Below are 23,162 nucleotides of genomic sequence, written 5' to 3' on the forward strand. Positions count from 1 at the left end.
TTAGTAATTGTTTAGTAATTCTTTGTTTATATCCCTTAATATTGAACTTGCTTTAAATGTTATTCTACTATTTACTGCACCTACGTCACTATAACTTGTACTTGCTAAAGGAATACTTCTAATTAATTGATCGGCTTGTCTTAAAAGCGCAATTTTCTTTTGACATCTACTCCTTTTAATAGGCCCCCAATTTTTATAATTACTACAGGGGCTGGAAGGAAAACTATACCTAAAAGAACTTGCTCTATTCCCTCTCGTTTTTGTCGATTCATAAAAAACAGCATTATGTACATAATATTCCGTAATCTTCTTCGTAGATTCAGTAAGCTTTTTATTATAGCCTTTAGCTAAAGCAATTTGCACTTCTCGTGTAATATAACTAATACTAACATCCCAAGTTTGTGACATCAATCTGGGTGTAATACCTATAAAAAATAAAAAAGCAAAAAAAATGTTCTTCATTATCATCAATTAAAACCTTGTACTCCTTAAAAAATAAATAAAGCGAACTATACTGTATTCTTTTTGAAAACTAAAAAGTTGTCAATATTTCAACAGAAAATCTTTTATTTTTAATATGATTTTCCCTCTCCTCCCACCAGAATTATTTTCTGATACATTTATTTCTAACACTTCCTCATCTGTAGGAACAAACCTGTCAAATCCAAACAAATAAGTATTATCAGATTTAGCATTAATATCCTTTGTATTATTACAAACAAACGCTGCTTTTTTTTCATTGTACTGAATAGCGCTCCTTGTTTTGAAAATTTTAAAAATGTTGAATTTTTTCTTTGTTGTAAGCACAAATCGTATTGAATCTGTTGTAAAATTTATGTTAGATTCATTCGCAATTTTCAATCTCACCATAATCTTATCATTATTATAAAATATTCCATTAACTTCATACTTCATTCTATGATTATAGTTTTGTCTTAAAAAGTTAGGAGTTCTTGATAAGAATAAATTGCAATTTTCTTTATCCATAATATCAAAAGAGTTAACTTTAAAAGTGTTTGAAGGTTTGTACATATAAGTTTTCACCTGTGGATTTTCATTATAAGTAATCCATAACGAATAATAGTATCCATTTTTAGTTACCACAGTTAAATTTGTTCTGTCCCACGCATTCCATTTTGATAAATCTGTACATTTTATTTTGACAATGTTCTTTACTTTATCAACAGAAAATGCGGCAGATCCAATATCTATATAATTAACTTCATTGCTAAAGATTAAATGGGTCGTTAGCTTGTCAGATACATCGATAGAGGAACAATCATAGGATACACTATCTATTATTTTATTTTGTGAATAAACACTAATGAAAAAAGTATTAAAAACAACAACGTATAAAAATCTAATACAACTCATAACTTATTTTTCTTTTTCTACTGAAATCCATATTTTATACCCCCCATTAATTTTTAATTTTAATCGATTTAAATATTTCAAAATTTTCTCCGAACCAATTATAATTGAGGCCTCTTTTAGAGGCACAGCTGATGAACTTCCTGTAAGAGGATTAGCATTCTTATAACTATCTTTTACCAATTCTGTAAGCTCTTGAGCGGTTTCAACTGGAATGGAAGTCAATAAATTTGTTTCAATAAAAACACCTTCTAATCCATCAAAATCAAATACAATTACAGGACGCAACAATCTTTTATCGTTTTTGAAAACATTTGGGCTTATGCTGATAAACATTCTTGTTGGTGAAAATCTTACAGTTCCATACAAAACAGTGCTTTTAGGGATAACAAAATCTTCTTCAAAAACTAAATCTTCCAATAAATTAATCATCACAAGTCCTCCATTCCCTATCACCTGATTGGTGTAAATTTCAGCTTTAGTTAATTCTTTTTTTAATGACTTGTTATCTGAAACCACTCCACTGAAAACATTCTTATTTTTTGAAACCCCTAAAAAAGCGCGCATAGATAAATCTTCCTCTTTAGGTATCTTTTTATATATTACTCTACCTGATGAATTTTCATTTGTTTCAGTATTTCCTTTATTTCCGGGTGTGTTCTCTTCGATAGCTTCCTTAATCTTATTATTACCTATAGATACACTTTCAATAGTTTTTGAAAACAAATCTTGGGGGTTATTTAAAACTTGAGAAGCATCAAAAGGGGGTTGCTCCTTTTCAATATTATTCAAATATTTGGAGTTTGATTCCATAACATTTAACAACCTGTTTAAATTTCCCTGATTTCCTACTTTATTATAACTTTTCTCCGAATAATCATTTTGATATTTTTTTTTGTACGGGTTCTGAAAATCTTCTTCTTTGTAAAAACCTTCCTGCTGTACTAAATCTACATTCTCTTTTTCCAAATCCTCTTTTTCCAATAAAAAGCCGTCTTCACTATTTTCTCGATCAACCTGCTTATTGTAATAATCAAATTTTGAAGCAGGTTTTTCATTTTTATTCACTTTAGGAACTTCAAATTCAACCTTAGGCTTTTCATTTTCTACCTTTTCTTTAGAAAAAATCATATAAACAGAACCCGCTAGTAATGCCATACAGCCAACAAAAGCGCCAATTACTAATATTTTTTTATTTTTTTCCACTATACTCAATATTGTAATTAGAAATTATTAATCCGTGAGGATTCTCTCTGGTTCTGCCAACATCTAAAAGAATACAATGTGCCTGTATTTTCTTTTCCTGTTTTTCCTTTTCGCTTTCCTGACCGAATCTATAAACAAATGTTTTTCCATAAACTGAAGCTTTATAAGGATATACGTCTGACTGTATATTTATAGAATCAATCTCTAATTTCTGAACCAGATTATTCAATTTCAATGTATTATACCATCCATCATTGACTAAAGTTTGATAATAATTTTTACCACTGTCATCTATAAGATTTAATGCTTTTTCAGTGTTCAATTCATAATTATACTGATCGAGATCAAAAAAATATTTATGAAAATTCACCAAATGATTATAAATTTCAGGCTCCCTATAGGTAAATTCTTCTTTTATGATCTTAGCTGTATACACTTCTCCATTTGCTCCATTCAGTAAATAAATTTTCTCTTTTACTAAAGTCTTATTTAAATAAAAAGAATAGGCCAGACTTGCAATAACTGAACAAAGTGTAATACTTAATGAAACTATTGTTATGATCTTTGAAAATTTCAACAGACCATCAATTTTTAGCAGTGTTCTCACGGATTTTTTATAAATTTTAAATTATAGAACCTTTTAATCTAACCACTTTGTGATTTATGTATAAAACGCCTAAACATGAAATTAACTTATAAATCAAAAGTCAGTGTTCAAGCAGGAATTGATCCAAGTTATTGGCAATTTTTAACTATTAATTCATTCACTTCCCCTCCATACTGTTCCGAAAAATTCAAGTGTTTTGCGATGGCAAAATTCATACACGCTTCTCTGATATTATTTATACTTAAATAAATTTTCCCTCTTATCATATAAGCATAGGTATTGGAAGGAAGTAAATCAATTGACTTATTAATATCTAAAAAAGCTTCGTCAATATTTGACATTATTAATTCACTGTAAGCTCTATTTGAAAGTGCAATAGGATTATTCGGATCTAATTTCAAGGCACGATTAAAACAAGAAACAGCTTCCTGATGTTTTCCTTTTTTTTGATAAACATATCCTAAATTTATAATTGCAAAAATCTGCGAATTATTTTCATTGATAAGTTTGTACAAAATTTGTTCGGCCTTTGTATAATTTAAAAGTTCAACATACAAAGAGGCTAATAAATTTAGGGCCTCTACATTTGATGGATCTTCTTTAAAAATTTCCTGAAGTACAAGAGCCACACCTTCAAAATCTCTAATTGAAAACTTACAACTTGCTAACTTTAATTTGTAGCCAACAAAATCTTTACCCTTAACAAGAGTGGTAATTTTTTGATAATCTAAAACTGCTTTTTTATATACTTTGAAAACCAAAAAATGCTCAGCCCTCGTATTTAGTAAAAGAACGGAATTCGGTAATTTATAGAGCGCATGATTTAATGTCTGAAGCCCTAAATCGATTTTTTGCAGTTTAACTAGATATTCGTATTTATGAAAATAAAACAATTCAGGAGTCTTATCTCCTTCTAAATTTATTGCCTTTTCAATAGTACTCAAAGCTTCTTCAATATTATTAATTGAAGCATACTTAAGCGCTTTTTGATAAAATTCATTATTATTTTGCCCTACTGTATTTAAACAAAAAAACAATGCAAAAATCCAAATAGTACTTTTCAAAATATTAATCAATTTGCGTTTTTTAGTTTAAGCTTATGCTGCCTAACACCATTATTCTTAAAATTTTACAATTTATAAAACAGCTTTAACCTACTGCTTTAGAACTTTAGATTTTGATTAAAAGAAAAACTTAGTGATATCCTCAAACATCAAACACTTTCCCTCCTTTATTATCTAAACTTTGGAACAGTTGCTTTAGGTGCCACAGCTGGTGGTGATGTTTTACTATTATTCTTTTTTGGTGGTAAAGGAGGTATTTGCAGCTGCTCCTCTTTACGATTCTTTTTTGGAGCTAGTGGTGGCGGTAATTCCGATGATCCTTTTCTTAATTCAACTGATGATTTAGTGAATTTACTTAAATCTAATCCCCCATCAGCAAAGCCGACTTTGATAGCATCATCCGAATCAGACGAGCTCAATTGAGTGACCAAATCAGCAAATTTACTTTCCGGTCGCACTTCCCTACTTTTCATTATCTTTAAAGACTCCCTTCTTTTTATATCAGCTAATCTGCGATCCTGTTCCGGTATCTTTTTAGTTTTAAAAACATTACGAACTTTCTGCAAAAAGTTTGGGCCATTCTGAACTTCCAAATCGTTATCTAATTTAAATCTAAGCTCAGAAAGAACTTTAGTAACATTTTCCAGATAATCCTTAAGAGCGGGATCTGCTGACCTATCCTTTTTTTTAGCAGATTTCAAAACTTCTTTAAGCATTTTTATTTGCTCTTTTACTGCCTTTCGCTCCGCTTGTATCCCTACATCCGCCTTTTCCACCTTTTCATACAAATCAACTTCTTTTGCCGCTGCACCTTCATTACGCTGAATATTTAAAGCTTCTTCAACTCTATTACTCGAATAATTTAGGTCTTCATAAATTGCTTCTTCGCTAGTTGCATCTGTATTAATTGATTCTTCAACACCTGAATTTACATAAACATGGTTTTCTCTTTCATTATACTCCATTTCTTTTGCCCTGGCTATCTCAACTACATCTTTATCTTCCAAGCCTAGCTTGTTATCAACTTTTACGGCCGTAACAAACAATCTTCCCTTCTCTGTTATAACACCATCTAATTGCTCAACTTTTTGCACATTATTTTTATTATCATCTAAAAACACAATATTTGTATATTCCAAAATTTCAGCAAACTCTTTTATACGTTCAGCTTTTAAACCAGGAATAAGAGCTTGATTCAAACTACTCACAGTAAATACATTTTCAGGCGGAATAATATGACTTAAGCCTTCTTTCTCAAGCATATAATTAATCACTCCTTCAAACGAAGAAGCTGAAACAATGATTGAAGTACCACCATTCTGTGATGTGTATTCAAGAGCAGATCTAAATGGCTCAGACTTAACAAACCTCACACCATTATTACTAAAAACCATATCCACCCATTCTCTTGCTTCCTTTCCAAGAGGATTTGCTTTAAGTAAAGCATAAGCATCATCAGCATTAGAAACTCCATCAGGGTATTTTCCACTCCTTATTGATATCACTATAATATTATTATGATTTTTTTTATCCGGAATCAGCACTCCATCAAAATCATAAACTCTTAGCGTTCCCATACTATTTTTTATTAAACATTTTACATTACCTATCTCTATACAGTACTACATCATCGTACTATTAATTCAGAAATACTTTTATTAAAAATTTCTATTTCTAAAAAACATCCGCATTAGGAAGAAAAAAGGTAACAATAACATTTACCAAACCAACAATACCCAAACCAATAATGAATTTGATAAAGTTCTTTTGTGCCTGATCATTTCCTTGCATGTACTGAAAGAAAACCAAAAACCCTCCGACTATTGCAAAAATTGCTGTAACAACATTTATAATTTTCCTGATAGAAGCACCCCAAGTAATCAACTGAGAATCAATAGTAGCCTGATATAAAAAATGTATCATATTTTTGTTTTAAAATTTATATTACAAATATCTAGTATCTAAAAGGTATTATATGTAGAATTATTTTTTGCGTTTTTATAAAACTAATTCGACATCACTAAATTTACTTGTTAAACCCCCATTATATAACTAAATATTAAACACTTACAACACAACCTTCCTTTTATTATCTAAATTTTGGAACTGTTGGTTTAGATGCCACAGATGGTGGTTGCAATTCCTCTTTAGGATTGATTTTAGGTTTCACTTCCCTCCTATTTTCTAAATTTTGTACCTCAAGACTAAGTGGAGGAGCAGTAGGTATTATTATTCTTTGTAGTTCTTTCCCATTTTCCCAATTCTGCACCTCAAGACTAAGCGGAGGAGCAGTAGGTACTATTCCTTGTAATTCTTCTCCCCCTTTTTCCCAATTCTGTACCTCAAGACTAAGTGGAGGGGCGGTAGGTACTATTCTTTGCAACTTATCTTTATGATTCCTTCTTCGAGGAAGTGGTGGTGGTTGCAACCTGTCATCACGATTTATTTTAGAGTTCTCTACCTTCCTATTTATCGAATCCTGCACCTCAGTAATAGCATCAGTAGCGGGTGTCCTTTTTCTTGATTCTACCGATGCTTGAGTAAATTTACTTAAATCTGATACGGCAGATGGGCCTTCCACATTTGTTCCTCTTACCGCTGTAACTCTATCACGCTGTGTATTCGATTTCTCTCCAACTACCCTACTATTAGCAAAGTCTAAGCCACCACTTGTTTTATTAAATTTCTTACTTAGCAAATCATCAGTAGTAGCTTCATTTTTTTTATCCGACTCCAAATTGGTCCTATCTACATAAATAGGTTGTTCCTCACATATAGTCGCATAAATAGATTCTTTATCGTTATAATCCCCTATAGTACTATAAATACCGAACTTATTATACTCTATTTCTTTCGCCTTAGCCCTTTCAAGCAAAGCTGAATCTTCTATACCCTTATTATGGTTAACTCTCATAGCCGTGACAAACAATCGTCCTTTCCCCGTGCTACTACCGTCTAATTTCGCAACCTCTTCAACATTTCTTTTATCATCATCCAGAAATACAATATTTGTGTGTTTAAAATCTTCAGCTGCCTGTTTTATACAATGGGCTTTTGACGAAGGAATCAAATCCATATTATTATCTACAGTAAAAACATTTTTCGGCGGAATAAAATCAGTCAAACCTTCTTTCTCAATCATGTAATTAATCACTCCTACAAACGGAGAAGCTGAAACAATAATTGAAGTACCTTCATTATCTTGTGTATAATTAAGAGCAGCTCTAAATGCTTCGGATTTAGTAAAACTCACTCCTTTTTTTCTAAAAACCATATCTACCCATTCTTTCGCTTCCTCTCCAAGAGACTTTGCTTTAAGCAAATCAAAAGCTTGACCTTTACCACCAGAAACTCCTTTAGGATATGAACCCTCTCTTACTGCTTCAATTATTAGCTTGCCAAAATTTTCCCCACCCTGCATTAAAACTCGCGCGAATGCGTAAACCTTCAGTGTTCCCATACTATATTTTTAAAATTAAAGAATTTATATTTTGTTACTATTATGCAACTCTAAACCATAGAATAAATTAATCTTTTGGAAGTACTTTCTTTAAAGATGCGCTTAAAAAAGATGCGCCACAGCTTTAAATTATAAGTCTTGTCTTACAAATATAAAAATCAAAAAAAGTTTTATATGTAGAACTAATTTTTACGTTTTTATCAAACTAATTCGATATCAATAATTTGTCACTTCCTATAATGTTTGGCATTAATTAGTAACTGCTTTAGATAATGTATTTATGATTTTTCTCAACTCTCATATAATACATCTAAATATTCTTTACCTTTAAAAGAATTATATCCGGCAATGATTCCTATTGCAGTAACGCCAGATGTAAAAAACAAGTTTTAGAAGTAACAGAATAGTTTCAAATTATTAAAATTTTTACCATAGACTATGCATACAGGAAATCGTTATAAACCAATTGAGTTTTTTAAATGGACATTTAGAAGTACACTTGTTTTACTATTTTTAGCTGCAATACCCACTATTTTGTATCATTTCGGATGGAAATTCTTAGGACTACCCTGGCCACCAATTGCCATTGTAGGTACTGTAGTGGCATTTGTAATTGGATTTAAAAACAATGCCAGCTACAATAGAATATGGGAAGCCCGACAAATTTATGGTTCAATTATTAACGATAGCAGGAGTTTTGGCTATACTGTAAGAGATAGTTTGGGTGGCAAAAACTCTGAAACTGTAAAACGGATTTTCTATCGGCATATCGCCTGGCTGACTGCACTGAGGTTTCAATTGCGTGAACCAAAAAGTTGGGAAAATACCACCAAAAAGAGCGATACGCAATATCGAAATAAAAACTATGCTATTCCGGAAAGAAAGCAAAATTTAAAAGAAGAGTTACAACACTATTTGTCGGAAACGGAGTTGGACTATATTTTGTCTAAAAAAAATAAAGCGACACAACTCACTGCATTACAATCAGAAGAAATTACAGAGTTGAAAAGAAAAGGTCAAATCGATGATTTTGAGTGGACTTTATTACAACAATCACTATCAAAATTTACAGACAGTCAGGGGAAATCGGAACGTATTAAAAATTTTCCTTATCCGAGAAACTTTGCTTCTATTGCCACCTATTTGATTTTTATTTTTGTAGTTCTGGTTCCATTTGGACTCCTAAAGGAACTGGATAAATTGGGCGACGGAACATTTCTGGAAGGTTATACTATTTGGTTTAACATTCCGTTCTCAGCTATTATCACCTGGGCATTCCATACTCTTGATGTTATTGGAGAAAGTTCAGTAAACCCTTTTGAAGGAAGCGCCAATGATATCCCCATCACTCAAATTAGTCGTACTATAGAAATTGATATGAAAGATATGTTGGATGAATCTAATCTCCCGGATCCAATTACACCGATAAACGATATTGTACTTTAAATATAAATGAGACATCCAGAACTTGTGACAATCTTAGCCCATATTCCAACAAAAAAAGGAATGAGTAATTAAAAAATCTTATCAAATAATTCCTTTTTCAATGGCAAGTTTAATCAGTTCGGGTGATGTTTTTACCTGTAACTTGTGCATGATATTTCTACGATGCGTTTTTACAGTGTGTTCGCTGATAAAAAGAATGCCGGATATGGCTTTAGTGTTCATCCCGTCAGCAACGCATTTAATGATTTCTTTTTCGCGTTCCGAAAGTTCCTGCACGTTGTTTTTATTTAAGTTCTTGCCGCGGAAATAATTAAACAACTGCTCGTTGATTTTACTGTGAAAATAATTCTTGCGCTGACTGGTGTCAATAATCGCCTGTACAAGTTCGGCTTTTGAAGCGTCTTTTAATATATAACCTTGTGCACCTTTTTCAAGCGCGCTCTTGATTTGTTTCATGGATTGGTGCATGGTCAGCATTAATATCGGCACATCATACCCTTTGCTTTTCAGTAATTCCATGCTCGCAATTCCGTCCAGTATTGGCATATCAATATCCATAAGGATAGCGTCAATTGCTGTAGTATCCAGAATAGACGGAATGACATTTCCGTTTTTTGTATGTTCTACAATTTCAATACCGTCTTCGGGTTTGAACATCGATTTTACGCCTTCCGCAAAGAGATGGTGGTCGTCTACTATTAATACTTTTATCATAATCAGTAATTATTTAATTCGATACTACTAAAAAGGTAAATCAATATTTACAGTGGTTCCGCTTGCCGGATTGCTGTCAAATTTAATATCACCTTGCAAATCCAAAATTATTTCTCTCAGCGTTTTAAGGCCCATACCTGAAATACTTTTTAATTTTTCGGTTACATTAAATCCTTTTCCATTGTCCTGCACAATTATATTCATCAGATTTTCATCATCAAAACAGGTCAGTAATATGGATAGTTTGGTGGCTGCAGCATGTTTCAATACATTGCTCACAAGTTCCTGAACAATGCGGTATACTATTATTTCATTTTCAGAACTCAACTGTTCCTGACACATGGAAGCTGTAAACTCAATTTCCAGCTCATTGGCTTGTTGCAAATGTGATGTCAGTTCTTTTAAGGCCGGTACCAACCCAAAATTATCCGATATCCCCATATTGAGTTCATGTGACAAATTTCGTATATCGGTGCAGGCCTGATCTACCAATATTGACAATGTATGATGATTGGAAATAGTCTTTTCATCGATGGCATTTAGGTTCACTTTTATGGTGGCCAGCAGACTTCCGAAATGATTGTGCAATTCCCGAGCGATTCGTTTGCGTTCATTTTCCTGTCCCTGCACCATAGACTGGAGCGCTTTGGTTTCTTGTGTGTTTAGTAGTTTTTTTATTTTTTCATCATGTCGGCTACGCTCATTATGGGCCATAAGCCGGGTATTTTTAAACCGTTGTCGAAAATACAGTAACAACAATACAGCAAAAAGCAACAAAAAAACAGTAACGATAATATAAATCCGGTTGCTTAGCTGTTTCTTTTCTAAAAGTGCGATTTCTTTTTCTTTCTGACTTACCTCAAAATCTGTGCGGAGGTTGGCCAGTTGTTTGGTCGCTTCGGTATTTTCTATACTGTCTTTGTAAGCAATATATTGAGATTGATAGACGAATGCTTTTGGGTAGTCTTTCTCTACCTCGTACAATTCAGATAAAAGCAGCGCAGCATCTCTTATCTGCTCTTTGAGGTCAAGAACTTTTGCCATGTTGAGTGCCTTGAGTGTATGATCAATCGCTTTCTCGGTCTGTCTCAGTTCAGAATAGATCCGTCCCAACTGGTTGTGATAATCTGCCATGCCAAATGTATCGCCAAGCAAATCAAGCATTTTAATCGCTTTCAGAAGATCTTGTTCGGCTATGGTATGTTTTCCTTGTTTCCAATACACCAATGCCCGATTTCCGATGGTATAGGCTTTACCGATTTCCAGACCGATCTCCTCAAAAATGGGCGCTGCTTCGTTGTAAAGCGATAAAGCCGACTCGAGTTCATGTAACCTATAATAACTAAATCCTGTATTGAGGAGGTTGATAGCCAATTGCTCTTTGTTACCATGCAGCCTTATAACAGCAATGGCTTTCTTGTTGTAAACAATTGCATTTTTGAAATCGTTATTAGACGTATAGGTATTGGCAATTTCGAGATAATCACTTGTTAACAGCTTGTCATTCTTATATTCGATAGCAAGATCAGCACTTTTAAAAAGATTTTTTAAAGCCATTTTTAAATTGCCCTTTAGTCGATACGCTACTCCTTTAGACTGATACGCTTCAATTATATAAGTCGATTGTTTAGTACTCGAAGCCAGTTCCAATAATTTATTGGCGTATAGCAAAACCTCATCCGGCGAGGAGGAATGAGCAGCTATCTTAGCGTAAATCCCCATTTTGGCCTGAGGGGAAATCGCATCGTTTTTAACCAACAGCAATTTAAGGCTATCAGCTTTGGCCTGGTTTTGCGCCAGGGTTCTGTAGCTAATGCCAAACAATAAAAAACAAAAGATAACTGCTATCCTGCCTCTACTCATAGGTGCGAAATTTATAAATTATCAATTGCCCTGATTCGCTCTCAGGACAGGATCAATCAGTATCGGAAGATTTACTGTTCTACCTAAAGCATCGTAAAATTCAATAGTAGCAATAAGATCAAAGTTTATAATACCACCTTCATCCGCTTTATCAATATACACGTCAAAACTTACCTGTTTACCAATCAATGAAGACGTCACACTAATTCCGTTGCTATTGCTCAGGATCTTAAATTCAGTAAAATATATTTTGTGATAGGAATAAAGATGAAGAGGAACAATTGTAAAAAAAATATTTTCACCCGTTTCAATTTCTATATTAAAGCTTTTCTCTGCATGTCCCATTGCCATTAATCCCTGATCGTAAATAAAGGAACTCATGCTTACATTTACCGGAGTACGCAAATCAAATTTTAATTCTTTAATAACACGATCGGTATCGACCTGGACAAAAATGTTTCTCGATTTTTTCATAGTTGATTTGTTTTGTAGGTTTTATTTTCAACAAATCTAATTGGAAATTTCTTAGGCGTAATACCCCAAAAGAGGTATTTGATAAAATACCTCTTTCTTATCCGTTAAGCTCTGTTTCATTTTTTAGCGCAATAAATAGTCCTATTGTCCAAGGCAGCTGATCAACTACTCTATTTACTAAGCTATTGATTGCAATTTATAAAAATTATACTTAATGCATAGAGTTCGCAAAATTATATCTAAAGATTTGTTTTGTGATTCCTAATAAAACCGATCTGAATAAATCTGTCTGAAAAAATTTCTCCACAACATAGTAGGAAAAATATAAACTTTACTTCAGAAAAAAAGCACAAAAGAGAACTATTTTTCTATCACATAATCAACCCATTAGATTTTCAACTTCACCCAGACTGACAATTGAAACTTTAAAAAAGTAACACTTAAGTACCCCACTACCTATTATGGGGTATCGAAAAAAATCACTCTTTATACCTATAAATCAACAACATAACTTCCCCAACTTTGTCATGTCTCCAAATCGTATAGCTATACTATAAGACAAGGCGGAATCTGAAAAGCCTTAAACAGAGTAGGAAAACAAATCATATAAATTTAAATATCATGGGATTAATTAACATTTTAGTAGCAGTTGACGGAACTCAACTGGCACAACAAGTTGCTGATGGTAGTATCAAACCAGGAACTCAAAGTTCACCAACTTCGTTAGGTGCATGGTCACAATCGGACGTGTATATTGCAATGATTTCACAACACAACAATGTTGTAAATAACGGAGGACAATCTGAATTAACTATTTCGGCAAACTCCGGTGACAGCATCCAGTGGGCGATGACCACTTTTGGAAACAACGTAGATCATACCGCATTCTTGTATGCAGGAACCTTTAGTCCTCAGGGGGCGATCGTTCCGAACGGATTGCTTTATTTCAATACGCAGACTTCAGAACAACTTCCAAACAACAGCGGTACTATACAAGAATACAGCAACAATGTATATGTTGCACAGGGAACAGTTATAGAGGTTGGAGTAAAAATCCAGTACACCCTTTCATTTCAGTTGGTAAACAATGCTAACGGGAATGTTATAGGTTATTTTTCATGGGACCCATTCATCAATGTAAATCCGGGATAAAAAACAAAAAATCAATGCCAATATTCTACCAAAAAAACTTCAATTAGCTCAAGCCGATTGAAGTTTTTACTATAACAGAAGGTGAAAAGTCTAATATTTTAAATTCCAAATTCCAATTTTATAACATTGGAATTTAGAATATTATTTTTTTTGATTTAATTCTGCTTAATGTCTCTTGCGAAACATTAATATAGGACGCCACTATTTTGTTTGGCAATCTCTTGACTATTTTTGGATTTACTTTTAGTAATTGATTATACCTTTCCAACGCATCTAATGTGGTAAAAGACAGTAACCTATTTGAATTATTAACATATGCTTTTTCTAAATATACGGAATAGAATTCTCGCCATTTAGGCATGATTTTCATTAAATGATCGAAGTCACCATGGCTAATAAAAAGAAGTTCTGACTTTTCTACCACCTGAATAACTTCCTGTGACGGCTGTTTCGTAATGTAACTCACAAGAGCTGTTGCAAATTGATTTTCAAAAGCAATATATCGCGTAATATCTTTTCCTTCATCATTTATAAAAAAAAATCTCAGGCAGCCTTTACTTACAAAATAACTGTACTGACTTACTTGCCCTTGTGAAAGCAAAATATCGTTTTTATTATTTTTTATCGTCTTGAAATAAGAAACAATGATTTTCAATTCATCATCAGTAACATCAATATTTTTTTTTATATACTTACAAAGTTCCTCGTATGCCATGATTTAATTATAGTCTTGCACAAATTTACGGTAATAGATAATATCTTCTATTGATAGCACCGTTAAATCATGCTCGTTTGCAAAGCTGATAATTTTATCTATTTTAGCCATAGTCCCATCCGGATTCATTAATTCACACAGTACTGCCTCCGGTTTTAGACCAGCCAGTTTCATCAAATCTACACTGCCTTCCGTATGTCCGTTTCTGCCTAATACCCCATTTGATTTTGCTCTCAGTGGAAAAATATGTCCCGGTCTTGCCAAATCTGAGCCCTTTGCCTGATCATGACAAGCTGTTTGTATCGTTTTAACTCTGTCTGCTGCAGAAACACCTGTTGTTACCCCTTCTTTTGCTTCGATAGTAATAGTGAATGGCGTCTGAAAACTACTTGAATTTTCTTTTACCATATAAGGCAAATCCAATTGATCTGCTTTTTCATTAGTCAAACAAAGACAAACAATACCACTACCCTCCCTAATCATCAATGCCATATCTTTAACGGTTAGACTATTGGCAGAAAAAATCATATCTCCTTCATTTTCTCTGTCTTTATCATCCGTTAAAATAATTCCTTTCCCCTTTTGAAGCTGTTTTAATGCATTTTCGACACGTTCCTTACTGGTTACCCCAAATTTTTCTAATGGATGTGTTGCTATATCTATCATTTTAGTCTAAAGTTTTAAAATTTCTATATTTAGCAAATCTAAAATTGTTTGACCTCACAAAGTTTGATCTAAGTCAATAAAAAAATTCCAAACCTTAAATTCCAAATTCCAATTTGATACTATTGGAATTTAAAATTTAAGACTTGGAATCTGGTATTTTAAATATTGGAATTTCTTCCTGAGTTTATTCTAGGATAAAACTAACACTAACGTTTGCCGTAATCTCAATTTCACCAATTGCTAAAGTTTCGTTTGAAGCTCCGGCTGCATCTGAAGACTCTTTCATTCTCATCGCTGCATACATGGGTTGCGGACGATAGATTTGTGAGTTATCAGAGATGTTAATTGCCTTACCTACTTTTTGTCCTAAAACAGACACATAATCCTCTGCTTTTGCTTTAGCATCTTTAATCGCTAATTTTCTGGCTTCTGACTCAAGTTGTGCTAATTTAGAAGATTCAAAAGAAACATTATCTAAACGATTAATTCCTTGTTGAACTAAACCTTCCATTACTTCATCGTATTTAGACAAATCTTTTAATACAATTTCTACAGTCTGAGTTGCATTGTAACTTGTTTTCTTTTTCTCGTAATCGTATTGCGGATTAAGAGCCACTTGTTTTGTTTTAAAATCAGCTGTTGGAACATTCATTTTTTTAATGAATTTTAAAACAGCATCCATTTTTTCGTCATTTTGCTTTTTGACATCCTTAGCATTATTCCCCTTTGTTTCAACGGTAGCTGAAATACAAACCTTATCGGGTGCTACTTTTACTTTTCCTTCCCCATTTACATTAATTTGAGGAATTTGTTTGCTTTCCTGGCCGTAAGACATAGTCATAAACATAATTGTTAATAATAATACTAGTTTCTTCATTTTCGTGATATTTAAATTATTTAAAAGATTGCTTTTCAAAAGTTGTGCCAGCTTTACAGCTTTCCTAATTTTGCCATTCCGAAAAGTACAATAATCGGAATCGCCAACAGAATAACCATTACTGTATGATCTACAAATAAAGTAGGCTCTTTTATCAACGTAATTAAATAACCGCCTACAGCGCCTCCAAAATGTGCTGTATGGCCTATGTTATCGTTTTTTGCTCTCATACCATAAATAGAGTATAATAAATATAAAATTCCAAAAAGATAGGCCGGTATCGGAATCACAAAAAAGATTCCCAACATCATATCCGGCTGCAATAAAATGGCTGAATATAACACACCCGTTACTGCTCCGGAGGCTCCAACCGCACGATAACTGTAATCGTTTTTATGAAACAACATCGTAAGCAAACTACCGAAAATTAAACTTCCGAAATATACTAAGATAAAAGAAAAATTACCCAACCAATTTAAAACTACAGGAGCAAAAAACCACAATGTTAACATGTTAAAAATCAAATGCATCATATCGGCATGCAAAAAACCTGATGAAAGCATTCTGATTTGCTCTCCGGAACGAATACTTCCAACGTGAAATTCGAATTTTCTAAAAAATGCAAAATCATTAAAACCCTTGTAACTTATTAGTACGTTGGCAACTATTATCCCAATCAAAATGGTATTCATAAAAAATGTTTAATGTTTAGTGTGAAATGTTTACTGTAAAATGTGAAATGTAAATATAATCATTCTTTTATACAAGTGAGTAAGAAAGCAAAATATCGGTCGTTATTCATTTTTACTTTATATTTGTAAAAAAAAATACATGCAATTTCTCGTTTATATATTAGCCTATCCTATTCTCTGGCTTATCTCTATACTTCCATTTCGATTGTTTTATTGGTTCTCTGATTTTGTATTCTTTCTGGTCTATTATGTTTTAGGCTACAGAAGAAAAGTGGTTCGTGAAAATCTAACCCTTACACTTCCCCATTTAAGTGATGCCGAAAGAAAAGTAATCGAAAAGAAATTTTATCAGCATATGTGTGATATGTTTCTCGAAACCATCAAGACAATGAGTATTTCTCCGGAAGAGATGGATAAAAGGTTTCGTGTTACCAATCTTGAACTTGTAAATGAATACGCAAAAAAGAATAAAAGTGTTATCCTTGTAGCTTCGCACTATGCGAGTTATGAATGGCTTCTGACCATTAACCCAAAAATTGATTTTAAGGGAATTGCCGTTTACAAAAAGGTTGCAAATCCTTATTTCGATAAGTTAGTGCGAAAAATACGTTCCAAATATGATACGGAATTGGTTGAAACAAAAAAAGCTATTCCGACCATGGCTCAAAATCAACGTGATGGAATTTTAAGCATGTACGGATTAGCAAGTGATCAGTCTCCTAAACTGGACCGAATTTTTCACTCCATGCAATTTATGGGCATACAAGTCCCTGTGCATACGGGTGCAGAAATGCTGGCTAAAAAATACAATTTAAGTGTTATTTTTGTAAAAGTAAAAAAAGTTGGAAGAGGGTACTACGAAGCTACTTTCGAATCTCTTGCAGATGATCCTAACGAATACGAGAACTTCGAAATCACAGAAAAGTACTTAAAAGAAGTCGAAAAACAAATTTACGAAACTCCTGAATACTATTTATGGACGCATAAGAGATGGAAACATCGGGTGTCGTAAGTAAATTAAGACATAAAAAAACTCGCATTGCTGCGAGTTTTTTTTATGTCTATGTCTTTTCTTGATTCTCTTTGCGGGGATGAAAAAAATCCCCATACTATATTTGTCTATTGATTCGAGCGATTGAGTATTCTCTTTTCGCTAAATTTTGAAACACGATCTATTCTGAAACACTATCCCAAAGAGGCCCAAAACCATTACTATCAAAATAATATTCATTTTCATTCCCATTGTCCATTTGACAAATCATTAACTCAAAATTATAGTTCGCTTGATTTTTCTTTGCCCAATTATCTAAAATTAAAAAATTATCCGTTGCCGTTTTGTATCCGATATCGAATAGGTCAAAAAAAAGTAATACTTCTACTTCTTCATTATCTTTTCCTATGTTTATAAAAACATTCTCAATTCTAATTCCATCACTATTCAAAACATCTGTTGTTACTACAAAATCTACGTAATCATTAGAATATAATATTTTTATAATTTCAGAATAATCCGAAGCACTACTATTTTCAGGATAACTAAATCGAATTTCTCTACTGTTTTCTAACATCTTATCGATGAAAGAAAAATCAATTTTCGATAATTTGCCTTTAAATAGTAAGTCAACCAATAGTTTATTTATCATATATATTAATCTAAAAATCCTTTAAACTCGAAATTGCCATGAAGTTTAATTCCTCTGCCATTTGGTTAATTGCAATACAAAATAAATCGTTTCTGACGAGAAAAACTAAAACTACATCATTGATAATTATCTGTTATTTACTTCTAAAAATTCTTCGAACTCATTAAAAAACAACTCCAAAGCTTTACCTTCATCTTGAGAATAAAACAACAATATATCGCACCATGAATGCGCAGATTTGATATCATATTTTTTCACAATCCGATCTTGAAACTCATTCATTATACCTGAATCACTTACATCATTTGAACTTCTCAAATACCAACCATCAAGAAAAGCTTTTAAACAAAAAATAGAATTTCTACCAATGTACATTGCTGGTCGTTGTTTTATTTTGTCTACTATTTCTACAATTGAATTCATTGTTATTATTACTAAAATTAATCATTATATATCCCGTCGTATTAAATCTAACGACTTTTATAAATAAAAACTTTGCTGAGAGTCACGAATAGTTAGTGTCCAACTTATCTAATACATTACCCTACCAGTTATGTCATAAGCTTACAGTCAACGCCAATTTTTTGAGCTTCCCTCAGAAACTCATTTGCTAAATTTTCATCATCTATTTCTAAAATTATTTTCTCATCCTCCAAAAGAGAATCTACATTTGATTTCGCTTCTCTTAAAGACAATCCTAATTTTTCTACTTGTAATTTTGTAAGTGATATTTTTTTTAATCCTTCTTTCCAGCTTTCTAATATTACTTTTGCCATATTTTTATTCACTTTAATCATTATTGGTGAGGGAATCCGATAGCGTAGATTAACAATCACTCTCCGCAAAGATTGATTTTCTCAAAACAGATCTAATAAAATCACTCCTAAATCACTTTCTAAACCCACATACTTCCTTCTTCTCCTGTTATTATGACTTTGTACTTTGTTGACACTATTCTTTTTCCTGTAAATATAAAAAGTACAGTTTTGCACTGTACTTTTTATTTATATTGCGTGAATTACTTTGCGGGCACAGATTGCAAATCTGCGGTATCGTTGCGGTGAAATATATCCGAGCGAGCAGGTTTTTATGTAACTTTTTACAAGAATACTCTGAAGATCATGTAATGCAAACCTTAAATGAAGTTATAATTATTGCTTTGTGTAAGTTTCTTTCCTTTTTGTGTTGTTGTTGCCCAAAAAAGTTCATTAGGAAGTGGTAATTCATAATTTAACTTTGACCATCTTAAATCAATTTCACCGATAAATTTTAAAATATCATCTTCTGAATCGTAATTGTAAGATTCAAATTCAGTTTCAGTTACATAAAAAACATCTATTAATTTTTCTTCCATTAATTCATGTAACATTTTTAACGTAAAGATTCTTTTACTTTCCTTATTTACAACACTATCAAATTCATCTAGAATCGAAATCATCATATTCGCAAAAATATAATCATCTTCTCCAAAAACCAAAATTTTATCTTTAATATAGTTCCAATCCATAGTTTTAGTAATTAAATTTCCATTTATTCTGGGTCCCAATAAATTCTAATGTTGAATGATTTAAATCACCGCTTTTAGTTGAAAAATTTCGCAATTGAATAATACTTCCATTAGACATCGTTGCATTTATAATAGTGCCTTTAGGAGTGTTAATAATTTTCTTAGTCCCACCTTGGGTTATATCATTGAAAAGAATTCTAGTATTTATGGGTGTTGTATTATTAAATTCTTTTATGAAAGCCCTCGTTCCAAATCCATCAACTAATTTTTCATATTTTGCTGTTTTCATTGCTAATCTGCTTCCCTTCGCCGCATCCCCAACATAAGGAATTATTGCAATCGCCGCAATCGCCGCATTTCCATTTTGTCCTCTAGCTAAATATCCTAAAGCATTAAGGCCATCAACTATTCCCAAAGGATCAGCGGTCCCCAATACATCAAACCACTCCTGAATACCATCAGCTTGTTTTGTCCTAAAATTACTCCTCCATCCTTCGTAAAATCTTCCAAAACTATAAGCTTTACTTTGAGCAAGTCCACCTATGTTACCATCTAAGTTCGAACCTCCGTCAGAAGTTCTTCTACCTGTAACGGTTACTGCTCTTAGACTATCAAACCCTGTAAACTCACCAGTTTCCTGGTCAACCATTCCACTCCCGTCTGTGTTTGAGAATGTACCACCTCCATCATTTACCCATTTCGTTGCACTGTTTGCTGCACTATTGTTCCATAACGAATTAAAGAACGCTTGAGAAATCAACCCAGTAGGATCTGACCAGAAAATCGGATTATTATACGAAAAAGCAAAAGGCGATACCGAGTAACTCATTTCTGACAAAGCGTCGATAGAATTAAATCTCCCCAAAGCATTATCATACTGACGATAATCCATCGCTGTCATGTTAAGCCCTAACTCATCTTGAAATTCTTGTCCGTTGTACTTATACTTATTATCAACACCAACAATAGCATTATTATACCCCTTTTGCAATAATCCAAACGGATAGTAATTATTCTCCTGAACAATTTCGGATGTATTTACAGCGCCATTGTTGTTTTTATCCTGATAACTTAAACGAATGTTCCCTAAATGATCTTTGTATTGGTAAATGTAATTAAAAACGCCTTCATTATGAAAAACATATCCCTCAGACTGCGGCAAAAATTGTAAAGCGTCATTATTATACTGAAAACCATTCGCATAATCAGTAGTTCTAATCTCAAATTTATTCGCTACAGTTTTCTGAAGTTTTGTACCTAGCGCATCATACACATAAGTAATAGTACCATTTCCATTATAAGACAATGATATTCTTGTGGGTAAGTTTAAATGATTATAATCTATATTTTTAATTTTTTTATTTTCATCCGTCTTCATATTACCGTTACTATCATAAGTATACTCAACAGCAGTATTACTTCCATTAATAAATCCTTCTGTACTTTCAGAAAAATCTTCTACCTTAGTTAGTTTGTTTCCACTATCATAAGCATAAGAAAGATTATCTATAATGCCAAATGTGGCAGCTACCGGATTTGTATTACCTAATCTAAGAATACTTAAAATGTTACCATTTTTATCATAACTCAAACCTTCATTGAATCTTCCGGGATTAACAACAGAATTGTCTGTAGCCAGAGTCAATCTGTTTAAGGCATCATAACTGTAAGTATAACTTTTTAACCCCGTATCTGTATTGGCAGTTTTCCAAAATGTCTGGCTGATATTACCGTTAAACAATGGAGTTCCTGTAGCAGCTGTGTTGTAATTGAGCTGAAAAGCAAATAAATCTGTTCCAATAGTATTTACATTGTTAATATTTTTAAGCCATCCTCTAATATTATAATCGTAATCTACATTCTGAAGACGTGATTGCGTAATTTTACCACCAACCGCTTTGGCTTTTAGTAGCCCTAAATTATCATAACTATTGCTGGCAATTACTTCCTGAGTCTGATTGTTGATAGTTTGTTTTTGGGTTAATAAATGTCCTGTATGATCATAATCATAAACGTCTACTATCGTAATCAAAGCATCCGTTTTCTTTTTATGGGTAGTAGTCGTTTCTACTACTTTACCTGCAAAATCAAGCTTTGTTTTTATGGTACCTGTAGCACCTAAATAATTATTTTTACTGTAGTTGTAAATCGCTCTTCCTTTTGCATCATAATAGCTAACCGTTGTAGTCCAATCTGCGGTACCCAAAATACTAACTTTAGAGCAAGTCGCTAACCCCTTAGCATTTGTAATGGGTGTAATACCATACGAAACTGCCGGTACTCCACCATCTAAATCTATACTTAGATAATCATCGTAATAATTTATAGTAAACAAATTTATTCCCACAGTCGGAAACACATTGTTCGAGTAATTGATACTTGTTGCATTAACCGTTACTGGACTAGCTTGTTTTTTTTCAAACAAAGCAGTGCCATTATTGGCCAGCGTTTGTACAGCTGCTCTTGTGGTTTGAGTAGCATTAGTGTATTCTCCGGTATATACCGGTCGGCTAAAAGCGTCGTATTTGGTAAAAATCCATTTGTTTTCTGCCTTCAGATTGGCATCCTGAGTCAAGATTGGTCTGTCGAGTTTGTCGTATACGATGTATTCCCATTCTTTTCCGGGCAGTTTTTTTTCTGCCAATCTGTTTCTGGAATCATAACGGTACTGATAACACAAATCTTTTAACACCGGAGCTGTGAAACCTCCTTCTGCTTTTGGCGACAAAACATAACTTAAATTACCATAGGAATCATAAAGATAGTAGGTATTATGAGGTAAACCGGCATTGTAGGTTCTTTTTAAGACCACTTGCCCTTCTTTGTTTTTAAATTCTTCAATAGTATTGTCTTTTCCGGCGATCCAGTTTTCATCTTTAGTTACAGCCTTGTACAATTGTCCTACCGCATAATCTCTTGTTGAAGTGATGGTAGGTACGTATATCCCCTCATTGTTTAAAGCAACAGAGACAATAAAATATTTTACAGCATCCTCATCAATATTAGTTTGGTACTGCATTTTTATCTCATGTCCGCTGCCTAAAGCCCAATCTTTACCTGGTGCTGCTTGATCCAAAACACGGCTCAAAGGAGAATCTTCAAACTTTTTTTGCGAAAAAGGATTAGGAACAGTCGCATTAATATCAAGCGGGTAATTTGATTTGTAATACTCTTCTACTCCCATAACTGCACTCGCCGTATTCCTGTAAATACCGACAGACTCGTTAGTATCAGTATAAGGAAGGTATTCTTTTTCCTGCCTGCCAATATTATCATAAACAATTGGAGTAAGAATGTCCTTTTTGTTAGCTGCTGCTTTTATACTAACATTCTGCATCGCTCTTCCGAGTCCGTCAAAATAAGTGACATTATCCATAACATCTGAATTAGCAGTAACCCCTGAACTGGAGGTTAAAGCTTTTTGAAATTTACGGGTAAAAACAAAATTCTCGTTACTTAATGTATAAGGAATATAAGCATCCGGAACTATTTTTGCCACAAAAGTACTTCCCGCTTTAATCCACGTATCAGGTTTAAGTGTGATACTTTGAGTTGCCGTAAGAGTTTCGTTTTGTGTTACAATATAGGGTGTATTTACAGCCCCTTTCGTAATAGTCGCAGGAGTCTGTGCTTGGGCATATAGAGTAAATAGCAGTAAAATAATTTGTATGCTATATGGGTAGTTTTTTGAGATCATCTTTTTAG

At 33.0% G+C, this 23,162-nt stretch carries 23 protein-coding genes; 3 read left to right on the plus strand and 20 right to left on the minus strand.

Annotated features, from left to right (window positions below):
* From G3A47_RS14215 to G3A47_RS14250, 8 genes are all read right to left on the minus strand, one after another.
* Nucleotides 1-462 carry a hypothetical protein gene (locus tag G3A47_RS14215; RefSeq protein ID WP_166923426.1) on the minus strand — a complete coding sequence of 154 codons (462 nt, stop codon included), beginning with the start codon at nt 460-462 and terminating at the stop codon, nt 1-3.
* Nucleotides 463-543: 81 nt separating this feature from the next.
* Nucleotides 544-1,374, minus strand: coding sequence for a DUF4138 domain-containing protein (locus G3A47_RS14220; protein ID WP_166923436.1), 831 nt, complete (start codon nt 1,372-1,374; stop codon nt 544-546).
* A 3-nt stretch (nt 1,375-1,377) separates the two neighbouring features.
* Nucleotides 1,378-2,577: a conjugative transposon protein TraM gene (traM, locus tag G3A47_RS14225; protein ID WP_166923438.1), complete on the minus strand. Its 1,200-nt coding sequence runs from the start codon at nt 2,575-2,577 to the stop codon at nt 1,378-1,380.
* A complete protein-coding gene (locus tag G3A47_RS14230) occupies nt 2,564-3,184 on the minus strand; it encodes a VirB8/TrbF family protein (protein ID WP_166923440.1) in 621 nt (206 codons plus the stop codon). The genes traM and G3A47_RS14230 overlap by 14 nt, the downstream gene beginning before the upstream one ends.
* Nucleotides 3,185-3,312: 128 nt before the next feature.
* Nucleotides 3,313-4,248, minus strand: a complete 936-nt coding sequence (locus tag G3A47_RS14235; RefSeq protein ID WP_166923442.1) for a tetratricopeptide repeat protein — start codon at nt 4,246-4,248, stop codon at nt 3,313-3,315.
* Between the two features lie 170 nt (nt 4,249-4,418).
* Nucleotides 4,419-5,825, minus strand: a complete 1,407-nt coding sequence (locus G3A47_RS14240; protein WP_166923444.1) for a hypothetical protein — start codon at nt 5,823-5,825, stop codon at nt 4,419-4,421.
* Nucleotides 5,826-5,922: 97 nt separating this feature from the next.
* Nucleotides 5,923-6,171, minus strand: a complete 249-nt coding sequence (locus G3A47_RS14245) for a hypothetical protein (protein ID WP_166923447.1) — start codon at nt 6,169-6,171, stop codon at nt 5,923-5,925.
* Between the two features lie 166 nt (nt 6,172-6,337).
* Complete coding sequence (locus tag G3A47_RS14250) at nt 6,338-7,708, minus strand: hypothetical protein (protein WP_166923449.1); 1,371 nt, start codon at nt 7,706-7,708, stop codon at nt 6,338-6,340.
* Nucleotides 7,709-8,146: 438 nt separating this feature from the next.
* On the opposite strand from G3A47_RS14250, the gene G3A47_RS14255 reads away from it, so the two are divergent.
* Nucleotides 8,147-9,154 (plus strand): bestrophin family protein, encoded by a 1,008-nt coding sequence (locus tag G3A47_RS14255; RefSeq protein ID WP_166923451.1) that lies wholly within the window; start codon nt 8,147-8,149, stop codon nt 9,152-9,154.
* An 81-nt stretch (nt 9,155-9,235) separates the two neighbouring features.
* On the opposite strand, the gene G3A47_RS14260 is transcribed toward G3A47_RS14255, so the two are convergent.
* The 3 genes from G3A47_RS14260 to G3A47_RS14270 are packed head-to-tail and all read right to left on the minus strand — an operon-like array spanning nt 9,236 to nt 12,205.
* The gene (locus tag G3A47_RS14260; RefSeq protein ID WP_166923453.1) at nt 9,236-9,868 is read right to left on the minus strand and encodes a response regulator; all 633 of its coding nucleotides are present in this window, start codon (nt 9,866-9,868) and stop codon (nt 9,236-9,238) included.
* A 27-nt stretch (nt 9,869-9,895) separates the two neighbouring features.
* Entirely contained in the window at nt 9,896-11,731 is a 1,836-nt protein-coding gene (locus G3A47_RS14265; RefSeq protein ID WP_166923455.1) for a tetratricopeptide repeat-containing sensor histidine kinase, read from the minus strand.
* Nucleotides 11,732-11,752: 21 nt separating this feature from the next.
* On the minus strand, nt 11,753-12,205 hold the full coding sequence (locus tag G3A47_RS14270) for a hypothetical protein (protein WP_166923457.1): 453 nt from the start codon (nt 12,203-12,205) through the stop codon (nt 11,753-11,755).
* A 621-nt stretch (nt 12,206-12,826) separates the two neighbouring features.
* Here G3A47_RS14270 and G3A47_RS14275 point away from each other — a divergent pair.
* On the plus strand, nt 12,827-13,357 hold the full coding sequence (locus G3A47_RS14275; protein WP_166923459.1) for an AidA/PixA family protein: 531 nt from the start codon (nt 12,827-12,829) through the stop codon (nt 13,355-13,357).
* Between the two features lie 133 nt (nt 13,358-13,490).
* On the opposite strand, the gene G3A47_RS14280 is transcribed toward G3A47_RS14275, so the two are convergent.
* The 4 genes from G3A47_RS14280 to G3A47_RS14295 all read right to left on the minus strand — a co-directional run bounded on the left by G3A47_RS14280 (nt 13,491) and on the right by G3A47_RS14295 (nt 16,307).
* A complete protein-coding gene (locus tag G3A47_RS14280; RefSeq protein ID WP_166923461.1) occupies nt 13,491-14,072 on the minus strand; it encodes a Crp/Fnr family transcriptional regulator in 582 nt (193 codons plus the stop codon).
* A gap of 3 nt (nt 14,073-14,075) precedes the next feature.
* Nucleotides 14,076-14,738, minus strand: a complete 663-nt coding sequence (gene ribB, locus G3A47_RS14285; protein WP_166923463.1) for a 3,4-dihydroxy-2-butanone-4-phosphate synthase — start codon at nt 14,736-14,738, stop codon at nt 14,076-14,078.
* Between the two features lie 184 nt (nt 14,739-14,922).
* Nucleotides 14,923-15,615 (minus strand): SIMPL domain-containing protein, encoded by a 693-nt coding sequence (locus G3A47_RS14290; protein WP_166923465.1) that lies wholly within the window; start codon nt 15,613-15,615, stop codon nt 14,923-14,925.
* A 53-nt stretch (nt 15,616-15,668) separates the two neighbouring features.
* Nucleotides 15,669-16,307, minus strand: coding sequence for a rhomboid family intramembrane serine protease (locus G3A47_RS14295; protein WP_166923467.1), 639 nt, complete (start codon nt 16,305-16,307; stop codon nt 15,669-15,671).
* Nucleotides 16,308-16,446: 139 nt separating this feature from the next.
* On the opposite strand from G3A47_RS14295, the gene G3A47_RS14300 reads away from it, so the two are divergent.
* On the plus strand, nt 16,447-17,319 hold the full coding sequence (locus G3A47_RS14300) for a lysophospholipid acyltransferase family protein (protein ID WP_166923469.1): 873 nt from the start codon (nt 16,447-16,449) through the stop codon (nt 17,317-17,319).
* A 160-nt stretch (nt 17,320-17,479) separates the two neighbouring features.
* Here G3A47_RS14300 and G3A47_RS14305 read toward each other — a convergent pair whose 3' ends face one another.
* The 5 genes from G3A47_RS14305 to G3A47_RS14325 form a co-directional block, all read right to left on the minus strand.
* A complete protein-coding gene (locus tag G3A47_RS14305) occupies nt 17,480-17,950 on the minus strand; it encodes a hypothetical protein (RefSeq protein WP_166923471.1) in 471 nt (156 codons plus the stop codon).
* Between the two features lie 126 nt (nt 17,951-18,076).
* Entirely contained in the window at nt 18,077-18,373 is a 297-nt protein-coding gene (locus G3A47_RS14310; RefSeq protein WP_166923473.1) for a hypothetical protein, read from the minus strand.
* 128 nt (nt 18,374-18,501) lie between these two features.
* Nucleotides 18,502-18,726, minus strand: coding sequence for a hypothetical protein (locus G3A47_RS14315; RefSeq protein ID WP_166923475.1), 225 nt, complete (start codon nt 18,724-18,726; stop codon nt 18,502-18,504).
* Nucleotides 18,727-19,085: 359 nt separating this feature from the next.
* Nucleotides 19,086-19,457 (minus strand): hypothetical protein, encoded by a 372-nt coding sequence (locus G3A47_RS14320; RefSeq protein WP_166923477.1) that lies wholly within the window; start codon nt 19,455-19,457, stop codon nt 19,086-19,088.
* Between the two features lie 4 nt (nt 19,458-19,461).
* Nucleotides 19,462-23,154 carry a DUF6443 domain-containing protein gene (locus G3A47_RS14325; RefSeq protein ID WP_166923479.1) on the minus strand — a complete coding sequence of 1,231 codons (3,693 nt, stop codon included), beginning with the start codon at nt 23,152-23,154 and terminating at the stop codon, nt 19,462-19,464.
* Nucleotides 23,155-23,162 lie beyond the last annotated feature (8 nt).

This window comes from Flavobacterium poyangense (genome assembly GCF_011751075.1).
Lineage (GTDB): Bacteria > Bacteroidota > Bacteroidia > Flavobacteriales > Flavobacteriaceae > Flavobacterium > Flavobacterium poyangense.